Source organism: Yinghuangia soli (assembly GCF_021502675.1).
GTDB classification, from domain to species: domain Bacteria; phylum Actinomycetota; class Actinomycetes; order Streptomycetales; family Streptomycetaceae; genus Yinghuangia; species Yinghuangia soli.
This window is the reverse complement of record NZ_JAKFHA010000015.1, coordinates 191028-204845: the sequence shown is the minus strand read 5'-3', so window position 1 is coordinate 204845 and position 13818 is coordinate 191028. Positions and strand designations below refer to the sequence as shown.

Genomic DNA, 13818 nt, shown 5'->3' with positions numbered 1-13818 from the left:
TCGCGCCATAGTCGCTGGTGTGCTCGCCGGCGAAGTGGATCCCGCCCTCCTGGACGCTCTCGTACCCGGCGAACGCCGTGAACTGGCCTACCTTGTAGAAGTGGTACGCGCCGTAGTGCCACGGGTCGACCGACCAATGGTCCTCGTACGCACGGCCGTTGTACGCCGCCCGAGTGCCCGGCAGCAGCTTCTCGATCTGGTCGAGGAAGAACTTCACGTCCGCTGACGGCGCCGGCCCGTGTGCGGCGCCGGTGTAGCGGTAGCGGGCGGTGTTGCCGCCGGGGAAGTTCACGAGCAGGGCCGGGGCGCCGGTCTCGCCGAGTTCGACCGAGCCGTCCCACGCGGTCTGGTAGCCCTCGGGGCCGGTGAGCGTGATGCCGTTGCTGCCCGCGGCGGGCCAGGTCTTGCGGTCGAGCTGCAGGACGAGCTTGGCGTTGTGGCCCATGCCCTGGGTGGCGATCGCCTGCCGCTTGAGACCGGACAGTCCGGCGCGGCTCAGGTCGACGTTGCGAAGGGTGCGGAACGGCAGGGCCAGGACGACATGGTCGGCCACCACGTCGACGATCCGGCCGCAGTTGTCGAACGTGAGGGTGTAGCTGCCGCTGCTGTTGCGGCGCAGCGCGATGAGCTCGTACCCCTGCTTCACCGAGCCGGACGGCAGTTCCGCGGCCATGCCGGTGACCACCTGGTCGTTGCCGCCCTTGAGGTGGTACCACTCGTCGAATCCGCCGGGCGCGCCGTCGCCGCCCGCAGCCGTGGCCGTGGAGGTCGCCGTGGGCGCCGCCTCGGCCGGCGGTCCGGCGAAGAAGCTGACGAAGTTGATGGCGGAACTCTCCGACGGCTCACCGCCGTTCTGCAAGAGGCGGCTCTGCACGAACTGGCCGAGCGAGGAACGGGCGTCGAGGCCGATCTCGGCCATGTAGTCGAGCGCCGACATGCGGTCGAGGCGCAGCGCCTCGGGCGTGAAGTCGTCGTAGCGCGGCCATCCCGCGGCCTCCGCCGACGCGTTGATCGCCGGCAGGAACGCGTTGAGGTCGCTGTCGAACGTCGTGTAGAGCGCATTGTTGATCCACGACATGTAGTCGCCGGTGGCCAACCCGCCGCCCGCGTGGACCTCGGTCTCGATGCCGTAGCGCCGGGCAAGGCCGAGCATCTCGCGGTCCTCGGAGCTGACGAACGAGCCGCCATGCTCGCTGACTTGGCCGTTCGCGAAGAAGCCGCGCAGCGACCAGCAGCGGCCGCCGATGTGCGTGGTGTCGGCTTCGTAAACGGTCGAGGCGATGCGCCGCGGACCGGTCCAGAGCTTGTGCGCGCAGCGCAGGCCGGCGAGTCCGGCGCCGACGACCGCGACGCGCGGGGCGGTCGGGCCGGCCGCGTGGGCCGGGACTGCCGCGGCAACAGGGATGGCCGCGGCGGCGGCGACGGCCCCTGCCCCGGCGAGGAACCGGCGGCGCGACGGCGTCGATTCCGCTGCCTCGGCTGCGTGTTGCGCGCGCTGCTTGGACTGTTCGCCGAGCAGTCCGGCGAGTTCCGCGGGCGGCATGCCGAGTCGGGCGGCCTCCTGGTGCACCGAGACCGCGGCGCGCAGCGGGTCCGGGATGCCGACCCTGTTTGCGGCACGCAGGCGTGTGAACGAACGGCGGGGCGATGCTGAGGGTTTCGGGGCCATGTACTCCCTCTCCGGGACGACTTCCGCTTCGAGTGCTCGGCAGTGAAGCGCCCACCCATCAGCGTTGTCAACGGTGTTGCCGCCGGTCGCCGCGAAGAACTCGTCCCGCATCGCGAAGGACTTTTCCCGCATGCGGCATACCCGCCGAACCCGCCCGCGGCGCGATCCGCGGCGGCGTCCGCGGGGACATCTCAGGCAGCAGCCGAGGCGGCAGTCGCGGCAACGCCGCACCCGGGCCCGGTCCAGCCCGACCCGGCCCCGACACCGCCTTCGACCGGGCGCCGCGGCAGTGCATGCCGCGGACTGCTCCGGATGGCGTACGCCCGCTCGCTGCACCGGGTGAACGTCGGGCCGCCGCGTCGACCGGCCGCGTACGCCGTCGCAATCATGTGCGGTGTCCCGCCGCCGACCCGCAGGTCGGCATGCATCGCCTCTCCGACCCGGGAGTTCCTCGTGCACCTCCGCCGCCTGATGGCCTGCGCCCTCGCGTCCTCCGCCTTCCTGCTCGCCGGTACGGGCGTGAGCGCGGCGAGCGCCGCCTCCGCGCCCGTCCTCCGCAACCCGTGCGGCTTCTTCGAGACCAGCTCGGACGCGTTCTACAACCACTGCACCGACGACGGTTCGAACATCGTCATCCACGTCGAGGTCGCGTGGGCGCACCCGACTACGAGCGGTGCGTCGGCCCGGGCCAGCCCTGGCTCGGCGCCGCGGCCAAGATCCAGGGCGCGTACTACACCGGACGGACCGGCTGACCCGACGCCGACGCCCGCCCCGGGCCCGGCCGCCGCAGTACGCGGTCGGCCGACGCGGCCCGACAAGGCACAGACGCAGACCCAGACACAGCCGCAGCCGCAGCCGCAGCCGCATCGTCGAGGGCCGGAACACCCGCCCCCTCAAAGGCGCAATGGCCCGACTCCGTCGCGCGCGAGCGTGTCGCCGGGATTCAGCAGCGCGCAGGCCTTCATCGACAGGCAGCCGCAGCCGATGCACCCGGTGAGCTCGGCCTCCAGCCGCTCGATGGTCTGCCGGCGCTCCTCGAGCCGGCGCTTCCAGCCGCGCGAGGCCCGCTGCCACTCCTGGTGGCTGGGCGGACGGTCGAGAGGCACGTCGGCGAACGCGTCCTTGAGGTCCTGCAGCGGGATCCCGATACGCTTCGCCACCGAGATCAGCGCGATGCGGCGGAGCATGTGCCGCGGGAAGCGCCGCTGGTTGCGGTCGTCGCGCTCGGACGCGATCAGCCCGAGTTCCTCGTAGAACCGCAGCGCGGACACCGCCGCCCCGGTGCGGGCGCTCACCTCGCCGATCGTGAGCCAGTCGTCCGGACGGGCCCGGACCTCGCCGGAACGCCTGCTCGCCATCCGCATCCCCTTCTGTTGACCTCAAGATTACTTGAGGTCATACGTTCGGCTGCGCCGGAACGGCATCGGCACACAACCCGACCGGAGAGGACGGCAATCTCGTGACCTTTGTCATCGCCCTGCCCTGTGTGGACGTCACGGACAAGGCGTGCATCGAGGAATGCCCCCTGGACTGCATCTACGAGGGCGACCGGATGCTCTACATCCACCCCGACGAATGCACCGACTGCGGCGCCTGCGAGCCGGTGTGCCCGGTCGAGGCGATCTACTTCGAGGACGATCTCCCCGACGAGGAAAAGCACTTCTTGGCCGTCAACGCCGAGTTCGCGGACGAGATCGGCAGCCCCGGCGGCAGCGCGAGGTTCGGCCGGCTCGGCCGCGACCACCCGCTCGTCGCGGCCCTCCCGCCGCAAGGCCCCGCCGTGCCGGCACCCTCCGGGGAGCAGGCGTAACGGTTCCGCGTACGTAGTCCGGGCAGGCGCCCCCTGCAGGAGTCCCGCGCAACGGTTCCGCGTGCGGCGCGAACTGCCGCACGCGGAAACGGCGTACGCGGAACCCGCGCCCGTCAGGCTGGCGTCGTACGCCGCAACTTGCCGATCCCGCCCCACGACACCCGCTGGTACGGCGGCAGCGGGTCGGCGATCGGCTCGGCGGGCCGCCACGCGACGAGCGGGACCACGCCGGGCTCGACGAGGTCGAACCCGTCGAAGAACGCCTCGATCTCCTCGACCGTCCGGAACCGCCCGCTGCCCAGGCTGCGCAGCATCAACTGCTCCATCGCGGCTGCCTCGGGGCCGCTCGCGCAGAAGTGCGTCAGGTAGAGGTAGCTGCCGGGCGCGACCGCGTCCCGGTACGCCGCCACGACCGCGTTCGGGTCCTCCGCGTCGCCGAGGTGGTGCACGACGCCCAGCATGAGCAGCGCGATCGGCCGCGAGAAGTCGAGGAGATCGGCGACCTCCGGGCGGGACAGCACGTCGGCGGGGTCGCGCAGGTCGGCGGTGGCGACCTTGGTGAACGGGTTGTCGGCGAGCAGCGCGCGCCCATGGGCAAGGACGATCGGGTCGTTGTCCACGTACGCGACCCGCGCCTTGGGGTTGACCGACTGCGCGATCTCGTGGGTGTTCTCGCCGCTCGGCAGCCCCGACCCCAGGTCGAGGAACTGGTCGATGCCCTGCTCGGCGAGGAACCGTACGCCCCGGCCCATCATCGCGCGGTGCGCCTGCGCGCCGATCCGGGCGCCCGGCAGTACGCGCAGTGTCTCGTCGGCTATCGCCCGGTCGACGGCGAAGTTGTCCTTGCCGCCGAGGATCGCGTCGTACACGCGCGCCACGCTCGGCACGGACGTGTCGATGCCGGTGGGCTGCCAATCGCGCACCGGGTCGCCCGCCTCTGCCCCCGAGCCGGTCCCCGAGCCGGTCCCCGCGCCCGCGGCCGCGTTCGCCGCCGTGTCCGAAGTCTCCAACGCCGCTCCCCCGTCGCCTCGTTGATGGATCGTCACCGCACACCGCAGCGAAGACTAACCGAGCGGTAGGCGCGTTGCGGTCCGGACCGGGCAATGGCGGCGTGGATCCGGTCGCGGTCGATCAGGCGCTACGGGACGGCGACGATCCCCAGGGGCCCGGGATCGGCGCCGGTCACTTGGACGGCCATGTCCCGCATCAGGCCGAGGAGTTCTGCCAGGGTGACGGGTCGGCGGTCGACCGCCGCCGGGTCGTCCTGCGCCTGCTCGGTCCACAGGAACGGGTACGCCGACAGCCCGTGGGTCAGGGGCAGTTCCGCGACCTCGTCGCGCCGGCCCGGCCAATGCAGGCTCGCGTAGAACCCGGCGAGGCCCTCGCCGTCGAGCAGCCAGGCCAGCCAGTCGCCATGGCCTGCGCCGAGGCTTTCCCAGGTCAGTGCGTCCGGCGCGAAGTAGATGACTTCTCCCGGGTTTCCGGGCCGGCCCGCTGCCGCGGGGTCGTGGCCGTTGAGGGCGAACGTCCCGCCCAGCACATCATGCGCAAGCACCAGTCCGGCGTCGGGCAGCCATCCGGGCTGCGGCCGGTCGGGGAAGCCGTTCACTTCGGCGAGTCCCGGCAGTCCGCCGGGTGCCCCCGTGCCCGCACCGCCGTACACGCGCAGCCATCCGCCGTCGACCAGCATCCCACCGGACGACAGCGCCACGGCGCCGAGGAACGAACGCGCGGTGACCTGCAACTGCAGCAGGCACGCCTGCCCGCGGGCCGCGTCGCCGGGCAGGGCCGCGACGTCGACCGCCCCGGCCTCGATCATGTCCGCGACCAGCGGCCATGCGGGATCGGCCACGTCCAGGAGCTCGTCGAGTGCACGCATCCGATCATGATCGCAGGCCGCGGCGAGACACTGCGGCCCCGGCCCCGGCCCCGGCTCCGCTCACGGCACGGCACACGTGTGCACAGGGGCCCCGGCAGCGCGCCGGGCGGTTCAAGGTCTCCGCTGGACCAGCGTCAGACCTGCGGATTCCAGGTCTCGTACGCGTAGCCGAGGCCGGCGGTCGAGTACATCGAGCGGACGGTGACGCCGAACGGCTTCAGGACATGGTCGTCGAGGCCGGCGGACGTGTTTGCCAGCGTCGGGTTCAGGCGCTGCCACAGGCTCCAGGCGTAGTCCATGAATGCGGCATGCGACCAGAAGACCGGGTCGTTCGCCGCCGTCATGGAGGCCATGTCGCCGCCGACCGCGTTGTGCAGCCTGCTGTTGAAGGAGCCTTCGAGGCTGGAGCACAGGGTCCGGTAGTTGTAGGCCTTCATGAGCGCGCTGTTGAGGACCTCCACGGAAGGCACGGTGCCGGTGCCGCCCGCCCTGCGCATCAACACGTGGCTTGTCGTCGTGGCGACGGTCCAGTTCGCGAAGGCGCCGGTCGTGACCGGTCCCAGTCCGACGCGGCCGAAGTACTGCGGACCGAGCACCACCGACTGGTCGAACTTCTGCGCGTCGTGGCACCAATTCCAGTACGGGACCGTCACCGCAGGGTCGACCGCCTGGAGCCGACGCTCGAAGTCGACCAGATAGGCACGGTTCCAGGGCAGGAACTTGGGGGTCCCGTGCGCCTCTTCCCGAAACTCGAGTTTGACGGCCGCCAGTCGGTCATAGGCGGTGGGCGCAGCGCCACTGTGCACCGCCTTGACCGCGGCAACGTACGCCGCCCACTCGGCGGCGCTGAGCGCCCGCACTTCCCGACGCTGCTTCACCGGCAGAACGGGCATGGGCCTTCCCCCTAGACAGGCGATGTCCTGCCCCCACTGTGGGGCATCGTGCTGTTCCCTGTACGGGAGTTCGCCATAGCCGCCGCGCCCCGCGTCCCGATCCTGGCCCCGCGTCGAACGGCCCCACCCCACCGAATTCCTGTGGTGTCGACAACCGTGTCCCTCGATGCGCGAGGACGTCGGCCAGGCGTCGCCTCCCGTGCAGTGGCTCCACACGCAGGGCGCCGAGGTCTCCGGCCTGGGCGCGCCGGTCGCGGTCCTCGCCCTGCAGGCGCCGGTGAAGCGTGCCGCGCACCTGCGCGACTGGGAAATGCTGCGCGACAGCACCGGCTGACGGCCGCGGCGGATGGGCCGACGCAATCGCCGTCCAGCGGTCGTCCGGACGGTCAAGGCCACTGTGCGCGGAGCGCCGGCTGCGGCTGCCGGCGGTAGGTCGTGGCGGCCTAGGGTGGCCGGATGAGTTCTGGGGAGGGGCCGGGGAGGTGGCGGCTGCCTGCCGGGCGGCTGGGGCGGTTCCTGGTCGGGGCGTTCGCGGTGGCGTTCGCGGGGACGGCGGTGCAGTACGTCGTCGTGGCACCGGTGTGGTGGCGGGCGCTGCTCGACTGGGCCGTGCTGCTGAGTGCGTGTGCGGTGCTGGGGCGGTGGGGGCTTCGATCTCCGGTCGCGGCCGGTGCGTACCTGGTGGTGGCCACCGGGGTCTACTTCGTGCTCGGGGCGGTCGACGCGCCGCTCATGCTCCTGCTGCTCATGGCCTCGCTCTACCTGGTCGCCGCGCAGGGGCGGGTCGCGGCCGCCGCGGTGCTGGGCGTGGTGGTCGTGGCCGGGGTCGGGTTCGGCACGGCCAGCGGCAACGACGACATCACCGTCGCCGCACTGGTGATGATGGCCGGGTGGGTGGTCGCGATCGTCGCGCTGGGCGTCACGCAGCACACCCGGCGCGCGTACCTGCAGGAGTCCGAAGCCCGCCTCGCGGCGGCGCAGCGCGGCCGCGAGGAGGAGGCGCTGCGCCACGCCACCGAGGAACGTCTGCGCATCGCCCGCGAGTTGCATGATGTCATCGGTCACAACATCTCGCTCATCAACGTCCAGGCGGGCGCCGCGCTGCACCGTGCCGCGAAGGACCCCGGGCAGGCCGTCGAGGCGCTGGGCGCGATCAAGGCCGCGAGCCGCGAGACGCTGCGCGAACTGCGCGCGACGCTCGGGGTGCTGCGGCAGGTCGACGAGGACGCGCCGACCGCGCCGGCGCCCGGGCTCGCCCGGACCGGTGAGCTGGTCGCGTACGCCGAGCTCGCGGGCCTCGAAGTCCGGAGCGAGACCGAGGGCGAGCCGCGCGGACTGGCAGTCGAGGTCGACCTCGCGGCGTTCCGGATCATGCAGGAGTCCCTGACGAACGTGACGCGCCACGCCGCGGCCGCGTCGGTCGTCCTGCGTGTGGTGTACGGCGTGACCGGCCTGCGCGTGGAGGTCGACGACGACGGGTCGGGCAGCGCGTCCGATGAGGGCTCGGGCCGCGGTTCCGGCACCGGCTTCGGCGGCAACAGCTTGGGCGGCGTCGGCAGCGTCGGCGGTGGTTCCGGCAACGGCATCCGCGGCATGCGCGAACGTGCCCGCGCACTCGGCGGCGAGCTCATCGCGGGACCGCGCCAGGGCGGCGGGTTCCGGGTGCGTGCGTACCTTCCCTACGACTCCGAGGAGGTCCCCGGATGATCCGGGTGTTGTTGGCGGACGACCAGCGCCTGGTGCGTGCCGGGTTCCGCTCGATCCTGGCGGACGAGGACGACATCGACGTCGTCGGCGAGGCGTCCGACGGCGAGCAGGCCGTCGCGGCGGCCCGCGAACTGCGTCCCGACGTCCTGCTGATGGACATCCGCATGCCGGGTGTCGACGGCCTGGAGGCTGCCCGGCGCATCGCCGCGGACCCGGCACTCGCCGACGTGCGCGTGGTCATCCTGACGACGTTCGACCTGGACGACTACATCTACGGGGCGCTGCGTGCCGGAGCGACCGGCTTCCTGGTCAAGGACACCGAGCCGGAGGAGCTGATCCAGGCGGTGCGGGTCGCGGCCCGCGGGGACGCGCTGATCAGCCCGTCGATCACGCGGCGCCTGATCGCGGAGTTCGCGGGCCGCGTCAAGCAGCCGGAGCCGCACCCGCGCCTGAACGCCCTGACCGAGCGCGAACGCGAGGTCATGGAGCTGGTCGCGGGCGGCCTGACGAACGACGAGATCGCCGCGCGCCTGGTCCTGAGCCCGGCCACCGCGAAGACGCACGTCAGCCGGATCATGACCAAACTCGGGGCCCGGGACCGGTCGCAGGTGGTGGTGCTGGCGTACGAGTCGGGAATGGTGAGCCCCGGCTGGCTCGGTTGACCGGCCGGACAGGCGGCCTGCCACGGCGTGAATACGTCGATCAGATCCGCGCGATCCGGTCCAGGAAGTTGTCCACGAGCGCATGCGTGCGCTCCCGCGCGCCCGCCTTCGGCCGGACCAGTTCCTCGGGGACGTACCCGTGCTTGGCCACCTCCGCAGCGCCGCCGATGTCCAGCCATGCCTGGACGCCCGCCGGGGTCACCTCCGGGTGAAACTGCAGGCCCAGCGAACGCCCGACGACGTACGCCTGCGGCGCCAGTGCGGTGCGGGCGAGCTCCTTGGCCGCGGGCGGGACGACGATGCGGTCGAAGTGCCATTGGAACCATGGGCCTTCGCCGACCAGGTCGGGGTCGTCGGACTGCACGTCCGTCCAGCCGATCTCGGGGCGCGCCGCCCGCTCGACCGAGCCGCCGAGCGCGGCCGCGAGCGCCTGCGCGCCGAAGCAGATGCCCAGGACCGGTACGTCCGCCTCGACCGCGGCGCGCAGGAAGGCGAGTTCGTCGCCGATCCACGTGCCTATCGCGGCGTGGTCGTAGACCGACCACAGCGCGCCGAGCGGCACGATCAGGTCGTACGCGCGCGGGTCGGGGAACGCGACGGTGACGTGCGGGCGTGCGAAGTCGGCGTCGGGGACCAGCAGCATGTCGACGAGTTCGAAGCCGCGCTGCACGAGTCGTTCGCCCACGTACCCGGCGTCGGACGGCTGGTGGTGGCGGATGATCAGAGCACGCATCGGCGGCCTCTCATTTCTGGTTCGGGGTGGATTCACGTTCGCGGTTCGCCGTTCGCCTTGCGCCGGGTAAGTCAGTGGATTGGCTGACATATCGGGAAGGGCATGGCTGTTTTCGGGCAGCAGGCAGCCATCGGGCTACCGGCGGCTCAGGTCGAGCTCGCCCGTATGCCTACGAGGCAGGAAGGAACGGAAGGTGTGGGCACGGCTGCGCGGCCTTGCGGCCGGGCTTCAGCCGGATCCGGGCCGGGCCTCAGCCGGATCCGGGCCGGGCTCTCTCGGCGATGCCGCGCCCCATGGCAGGCGGCAGCGGCACACGCGCGCGGCGGCACAGGAGTCGGAAGGCCGGGTCGACGGCACCGGCGAACATGCGCATGCGGACTCCTTCCACAGGGGTGCGCGCGCGCCCGAAGGCGTGCGGCAGCCCGGGCGGCGTGCCCGTACCACGCGTTATTTGATCCCAAACGATAAGTGGGGCGCCGGGTCCTGCGCAAGTCCCATGTCCACGCCACCCAGGCGTCCCGTCCGTACCGCTCCCGCAACCCCCGCAGTACGCCGCGCGCCCGGGCCGCAACCCCCGGGGTACGTCAGGTGTCCGCCGCAGGCCGACGCTGCGCACGGCACCTCCGCACGAATCTGTGGCGCATGACGCAGACACAAGGCAGCACACCCCGTCCCCCGGCGGCGCCGGCCGGCCCGACCGGCACCGGATCCGACCGCCGCAGCGTGTTCGCCCGGCTCGCCGACTGGTCGCAGCGCCGCCGCGTATTGGCGCTCGCCGGCTGGCTGCTGGTCGTCGCCGTGGCCGCGCTCGGCGCGCAACTGGCAGGCAGCGCCTGGAAGAACGACTTCTCGCTGCCCGGCACCGAGTCGCAGCAGGCGAGCGACCTGCTGGACCGGCACGGCGCGGTGCAGGCCGGCGACACCGTCGAGATCGTCTTCAAGGCGGACCGCGGCCTGGCCGCCGACCCGGCCGCGGCCGCCTTGGTCGAGCAGGTCGCCGCGGCGGTCCGCGACTCCCCCGGCGTCGCGGACGTCCGTACGCCGCTCGCCGATCCCTCCGCGCTGTCCGCGGACGGGCGCATCGGCTTCGCGACCGTGACCTTGGACGGCCTGGCCACCGACGTCCCCAAGGAGGACATCCGCACGATCATCGGCATCGCCCGCGACGCCGCCACCGACACCGTGCAGATCGAGGTCGGCGGAGGTGCGGTCCGCGAGGCGCAGGAAGGGGGCGGCGGCGGTGCGGAAGGCGCCGGGATGCTCGCCGCGCTGGTGATCCTCGTCCTGCTCTTCGGTTCGCTGCTGGCCGCCGCGCTCCCCCTGGTGACCGCGCTGTTCGCGGTCGGCGGCGCGGTGGGGATCATCATGATGGCGTCGCATGTCGCCACCGTCGCCGACTTCACGCCGCCGATCATGATGCTCGTCGGCCTCGGGGTCGGCGTCGACTACGCGCTGCTCATCTTCTACCGGTTCCGGCACGAACTCCTGCGCGGCGCCGAGCCGCAGGAGGCGACGCGCATCGCCCTGGACGCTGCCGGGCGCACCGTGTTCTTCGCCGGCTGCACGGTCATCATCGCGCTGCTCGGGCTGGTGACGCTCGGCCTCGGCTCGCTGCAGGGCGTCGCGCTGTCGGTGGCGCTGACCGTGCTGGTCACGATGGCCGCGTCGCTCACGCTGCTGCCCGCGCTGCTCGCGGTGTTCGGCAAGCGCCTGCGCCGCAATGTCATGAAGCGGGTGGCCAAGGCCGAGCGCAAGGGCAGGACAGAGGGGGCCGGTTGGCGCCGCATGGCGGCCGGGGTGCAGCGGCGCCCGTTCGCCGCGCTGCTGGTCGCGGTCGTCGCGCTGCTCGCCCTGTGCGCGCCGGCCCTGGACATGCGCCTCGGGTTCGCGGACGCCGGCAACGACGCGAAGGGCACCACCAGCCGGGCCGCGTACGATCTGATGGCCGAGGGCTTCGGGCCCGGCTTCAACGGCCCGCTCGTGGTGGTCGCCGAGGGCGGCCCGCAAGTCGGCGAGGAACTGCGGCGTACGCTCGCCGCGTACCCGGGCGTCGCCGCGGCCACCCCGCCGCTGCCGTCCCGCGACGGCGCCCTGAGCACCGTCCTGGCGTTCCCGGCGAGTGCCCCGCAGGACGAAGCGACCGATGCGCTGGTGCAGTCGCTGCGCGGCGGCGGGCTGGACGCGTTCGAGGCGGCGACCGGCGCACCGGTATACGTGGGCGGCGCGACCGCGGCCGAGCTCGACTTCTCGGCGAAGGTGGCGGACCGGCTGCCGCTGTTCGTCGCGGTGGTGGTGGGCCTGTCGACGCTGCTCCTGCTGCTGGTGTTCCGCTCGCTGCTGATCCCGGTCAAGGCCGCAGTGCTGAACCTGCTGAGCATCGGGGCGTCGATGGGCGTGATCACGCTGGTGTTCCAGCACGGGTGGTTCGGGGTGCAGCCCGGTCCCATCGAGGCGTTCATCCCGGTGATGATCTTCGCGATCGTGTTCGGACTGTCCATGGACTACGAGGTGTTCCTGCTGTCCCGCATCCACGAGGAGTGGGAGCGCACCAAGGACTCCGGGCACGCGGTACGCGAGGGCCTGGCCACGACGGGACGCGTCATCACGGCCGCCGCGGCCATCATGATCGTGGTCTTCGGTGCCTTCGTACTCAGCCCGGACCGCATGCTGCAGCAGTTCGGCCTCGGCCTGGCGGTGGCGATCCTGCTGGACGCGCTGGTGATCCGCTGCCTGATCGTCCCGGCCGTGATGCAGCTGTTCGGGGACCGGGCGTGGTGGCTGCCGAAGGTGCTCGCGAAGCGGCTCCCGAAGGTCGCCCTCGAAGCCCCGTCCGCACCGGTCGATACGGCAGGCACAACGGCTTCGGCCTAGCCCTCGGCGCTTGAGGCCCGCCCCCACCCTGGGAGCGGGCCGCAAGGCACAAGGTCCGACCGCCCCCTGACCCCGACGGCGTCCGGTGAGCCCCGCCAATCGTTTAATCCCGCTCAACCCAGCGTGCTCGGGTCCGGCCTTGTTGCGCCGCGTACGGACCTTGGACGCTGGACACGTCGCGCCGGACGTACCCCCTGGGGCCTCGGCGCGGATTCCCCCCGATGCAGCGAGACGGAGACTTCCGCATGAGCAAGATCGTCGCGGTCATGTACACCGCCATGGACGGCGTGGTCGAGGATCCGATGTGGACCGGCCCGTTCTGGAACGACGAGCACGCCAAATACCAGAACGGCCAGCTCCGCGCGAGCCGCGCCCTGCTGCTGGGGCGCGCGACCTACGAGGACTTCGCTGCCTCGTGGGCCCCGCGCGACGAGTCGGACGAGTTCACCGCCCGCATGAACCGCATACCCAAGTACGTCGCCTCCACCACGCTGCAGTCGACCACCTGGAACGCGTCCGTCCTCGACGGCGACGCGGTCGAGCAGATCGCCAAGCTCAAGACCGAGCCGGGCGGCGACCTGCTGGTATACGGCAGCGTCTCCCTCGTCGACACGCTCATCGAGTACGACCTGCTGGACGAACTCAAATTGTTCCTGCACCCGGTGACCGTCGGCACCGGCAAACGCCTCTTCGCAGAAGGCCGCGCCAAGAGGACGTGGACACTCGCCGGCACCCAGACCTTCAGCTCAGGCGCAATCGTCCTCGACTACCGCCCGGCAAACACCGCCTGACCCACCCCGTGGGGGGGGGGCCCCCCCCCCCCCCCCCCCCCCCCCCCCCCCCCCCCCCCCCCCCCCCCCCGGGGGGGGGGCCCCCCCCCCCCCCCCCACAACCCGCGCCCGCCACAACCTCGTCCCCGTGTCAGGGTTGCCCGGGTCGCCAATGCGAAGCGTCCATGCAAGGCGATCAGCGGGTGTCCCACTCGGCTCCGGGGACGCTGTCGTACATGGTGTACGCCCAGCTGTCATAGCGCGCGAAGAACGCCCGCGTGAGCAGGATGTCTCCTGCCCGCTGTGCGCGCAGAAGGATGCCGAGTTCATCCGATTCCGGGTCGCCTTCCACGGAACAGCCCGCCTGGAGGCCGTGCTCCTGCGCGTAGGCGAAGAACTCGTCCGCCACGATGGAAGGCCGGCGGCCGACCAGCCGGATACTCCCGAGGGATACTTGCGGCCCTCGCAAGGCGTCGACGGCCACGCAGCTCAGGACGTCAGCCTCTGTGTGGTATGCCGTGAGCGCTGTACGCCGCGAACGTGCATTCGCCGCATGGAAGTTCGTCTGATGTCGCAGGGGCCCGTGTCCGATGTGCGACTGCAGGACGTCGGCAACGAAGCCGCGCTCTTCCAGCAGAGCGCAGACGCTGTCCCGGCTCATGCCGAACCGAAGCGGTCCCACCGCCTCGCCAGGCATGTAGTGCCATTGAGCACGCCCCGATTCGTCGACGACGGACCACACCACGCTGATTCCCTTTCCTGTTCCGCCATTTGTCGCGCCGACGACCATAACGCGGACAGGTCGGGAACATCCGATCCCGTCG

The 13818-nt window shown here is 71.9% G+C and carries 15 protein-coding genes and 1 pseudogene; 8 read left to right on the top strand and 8 right to left on the bottom strand.

From position 1 onward, the window contains the following. On the bottom strand, nucleotides 1–1801 hold a 1801-nt coding region (locus LZ495_RS24500), incomplete at its 3' end, for a flavin monoamine oxidase family protein (protein ID WP_235055014.1). Between the two features lie 180 nt (nucleotides 1802–1981). Here LZ495_RS24500 and LZ495_RS45350 point away from each other — a divergent pair. Further along, nucleotides 1982–2284, top strand: a pseudogene (locus tag LZ495_RS45350) (hypothetical protein); the annotation flags it as partial. A gap of 35 nt (nucleotides 2285–2319) precedes the next feature. Then, the gene (locus tag LZ495_RS45345) at nucleotides 2320–2421 is read left to right on the top strand and encodes a DUF6355 family natural product biosynthesis protein (RefSeq protein ID WP_372498639.1); all 102 of its coding nucleotides are present in this window, start codon (nucleotides 2320–2322) and stop codon (nucleotides 2419–2421) included. A gap of 141 nt (nucleotides 2422–2562) precedes the next feature. On the opposite strand, the gene soxR is transcribed toward LZ495_RS45345, so the two are convergent. Beyond that, nucleotides 2563–3027: a redox-sensitive transcriptional activator SoxR gene (gene soxR / locus LZ495_RS24490; protein ID WP_235055013.1), complete on the bottom strand. Its 465-nt coding sequence runs from the start codon at nucleotides 3025–3027 to the stop codon at nucleotides 2563–2565. A 101-nt stretch (nucleotides 3028–3128) separates the two neighbouring features. Here soxR and fdxA point away from each other — a divergent pair, with 101 nt between their 5' ends. Then, nucleotides 3129–3479 carry a ferredoxin gene (gene fdxA / locus LZ495_RS24485; RefSeq protein ID WP_235055012.1) on the top strand — a complete coding sequence of 117 codons (351 nt, stop codon included), beginning with the start codon at nucleotides 3129–3131 and terminating at the stop codon, nucleotides 3477–3479. A gap of 113 nt (nucleotides 3480–3592) precedes the next feature. Here fdxA and LZ495_RS24480 read toward each other — a convergent pair whose 3' ends face one another. From LZ495_RS24480 to LZ495_RS24470, 3 genes are all read right to left on the bottom strand, one after another. Beyond that, nucleotides 3593–4489, bottom strand: a complete 897-nt coding sequence (locus LZ495_RS24480; protein ID WP_268823263.1) for an SAM-dependent methyltransferase — start codon at nucleotides 4487–4489, stop codon at nucleotides 3593–3595. Nucleotides 4490–4617: 128 nt separating this feature from the next. After that, nucleotides 4618–5358, bottom strand: coding sequence for a DUF2625 family protein (locus LZ495_RS24475; protein WP_235055011.1), 741 nt, complete (start codon nucleotides 5356–5358; stop codon nucleotides 4618–4620). Nucleotides 5359–5492: 134 nt separating this feature from the next. Beyond that, nucleotides 5493–6251, bottom strand: a complete 759-nt coding sequence (locus LZ495_RS24470) for a tyrosinase family protein (protein ID WP_235055010.1) — start codon at nucleotides 6249–6251, stop codon at nucleotides 5493–5495. Between the two features lie 166 nt (nucleotides 6252–6417). On the opposite strand from LZ495_RS24470, the gene LZ495_RS24465 reads away from it, so the two are divergent. The 3 genes from LZ495_RS24465 (at nucleotide 6418) to LZ495_RS24455 (ending at nucleotide 8620) form a co-directional block, all read left to right on the top strand. After that, nucleotides 6418–6585: a hypothetical protein gene (locus LZ495_RS24465; protein ID WP_235055009.1), complete on the top strand. Its 168-nt coding sequence runs from the start codon at nucleotides 6418–6420 to the stop codon at nucleotides 6583–6585. A 122-nt stretch (nucleotides 6586–6707) separates the two neighbouring features. Beyond that, on the top strand, nucleotides 6708–7958 hold the full coding sequence (locus tag LZ495_RS44180; RefSeq protein WP_268823262.1) for a sensor histidine kinase: 1251 nt from the start codon (nucleotides 6708–6710) through the stop codon (nucleotides 7956–7958). Next, nucleotides 7955–8620: a response regulator gene (locus LZ495_RS24455; RefSeq protein WP_235055008.1), complete on the top strand. Its 666-nt coding sequence runs from the start codon at nucleotides 7955–7957 to the stop codon at nucleotides 8618–8620. The genes LZ495_RS44180 and LZ495_RS24455 overlap by 4 nt, the downstream gene beginning before the upstream one ends. 40 nt (nucleotides 8621–8660) lie before the next feature. Here LZ495_RS24455 and LZ495_RS24450 read toward each other — a convergent pair whose 3' ends face one another. Beyond that, nucleotides 8661–9353 (bottom strand): type 1 glutamine amidotransferase, encoded by a 693-nt coding sequence (locus LZ495_RS24450; RefSeq protein ID WP_235055007.1) that lies wholly within the window; start codon nucleotides 9351–9353, stop codon nucleotides 8661–8663. A gap of 250 nt (nucleotides 9354–9603) precedes the next feature. Next, entirely contained in the window at nucleotides 9604–9726 is a 123-nt protein-coding gene (locus tag LZ495_RS44175; protein WP_268823261.1) for a hypothetical protein, read from the bottom strand. A gap of 269 nt (nucleotides 9727–9995) precedes the next feature. Here LZ495_RS44175 and LZ495_RS24445 point away from each other — a divergent pair, with 269 nt between their 5' ends. After that, entirely contained in the window at nucleotides 9996–12224 is a 2229-nt protein-coding gene (locus tag LZ495_RS24445; protein ID WP_235055006.1) for an MMPL family transporter, read from the top strand. A gap of 245 nt (nucleotides 12225–12469) precedes the next feature. Continuing rightward, nucleotides 12470–13015 carry a dihydrofolate reductase family protein gene (locus LZ495_RS24440; RefSeq protein ID WP_235055005.1) on the top strand — a complete coding sequence of 182 codons (546 nt, stop codon included), beginning with the start codon at nucleotides 12470–12472 and terminating at the stop codon, nucleotides 13013–13015. 175 nt (nucleotides 13016–13190) lie between these two features. On the opposite strand, the gene LZ495_RS24435 is transcribed toward LZ495_RS24440, so the two are convergent. Continuing rightward, on the bottom strand, nucleotides 13191–13739 hold the full coding sequence (locus tag LZ495_RS24435) for a hypothetical protein (protein WP_235055004.1): 549 nt from the start codon (nucleotides 13737–13739) through the stop codon (nucleotides 13191–13193). Nucleotides 13740–13818: the final 79 nt, after the last annotated feature.

What these genes read in the sequence shown, in the direction of transcription:
- soxR (WP_235055013.1), bottom strand. Translation starts at nt 3,027, where the DNA reads ATGGCGAGCAGGCGTTCCGGCGAGGTCCGGGCCCGTCCGGACGACTGG.
- LZ495_RS24475 (WP_235055011.1), bottom strand. Translation starts at nt 5,358, where the DNA reads ATGCGTGCACTCGACGAGCTCCTGGACGTGGCCGATCCCGCATGGCCG.
- LZ495_RS24470 (WP_235055010.1), bottom strand. Translation starts at nt 6,251, where the DNA reads ATGCCCGTTCTGCCGGTGAAGCAGCGTCGGGAAGTGCGGGCGCTCAGC.
- LZ495_RS24465 (WP_235055009.1), top strand. Translation starts at nt 6,418, where the DNA reads ATGCGCGAGGACGTCGGCCAGGCGTCGCCTCCCGTGCAGTGGCTCCAC.
- LZ495_RS44180 (WP_268823262.1), top strand. Translation starts at nt 6,708, where the DNA reads ATGAGTTCTGGGGAGGGGCCGGGGAGGTGGCGGCTGCCTGCCGGGCGG.
- LZ495_RS24455 (WP_235055008.1), top strand. Translation starts at nt 7,955, where the DNA reads ATGATCCGGGTGTTGTTGGCGGACGACCAGCGCCTGGTGCGTGCCGGG.
- LZ495_RS24450 (WP_235055007.1), bottom strand. Translation starts at nt 9,353, where the DNA reads ATGCGTGCTCTGATCATCCGCCACCACCAGCCGTCCGACGCCGGGTAC.
- LZ495_RS44175 (WP_268823261.1), bottom strand. Translation starts at nt 9,726, where the DNA reads ATGCGCATGTTCGCCGGTGCCGTCGACCCGGCCTTCCGACTCCTGTGC.
- LZ495_RS24445 (WP_235055006.1), top strand. Translation starts at nt 9,996, where the DNA reads ATGACGCAGACACAAGGCAGCACACCCCGTCCCCCGGCGGCGCCGGCC.
- LZ495_RS24440 (WP_235055005.1), top strand. Translation starts at nt 12,470, where the DNA reads ATGAGCAAGATCGTCGCGGTCATGTACACCGCCATGGACGGCGTGGTC.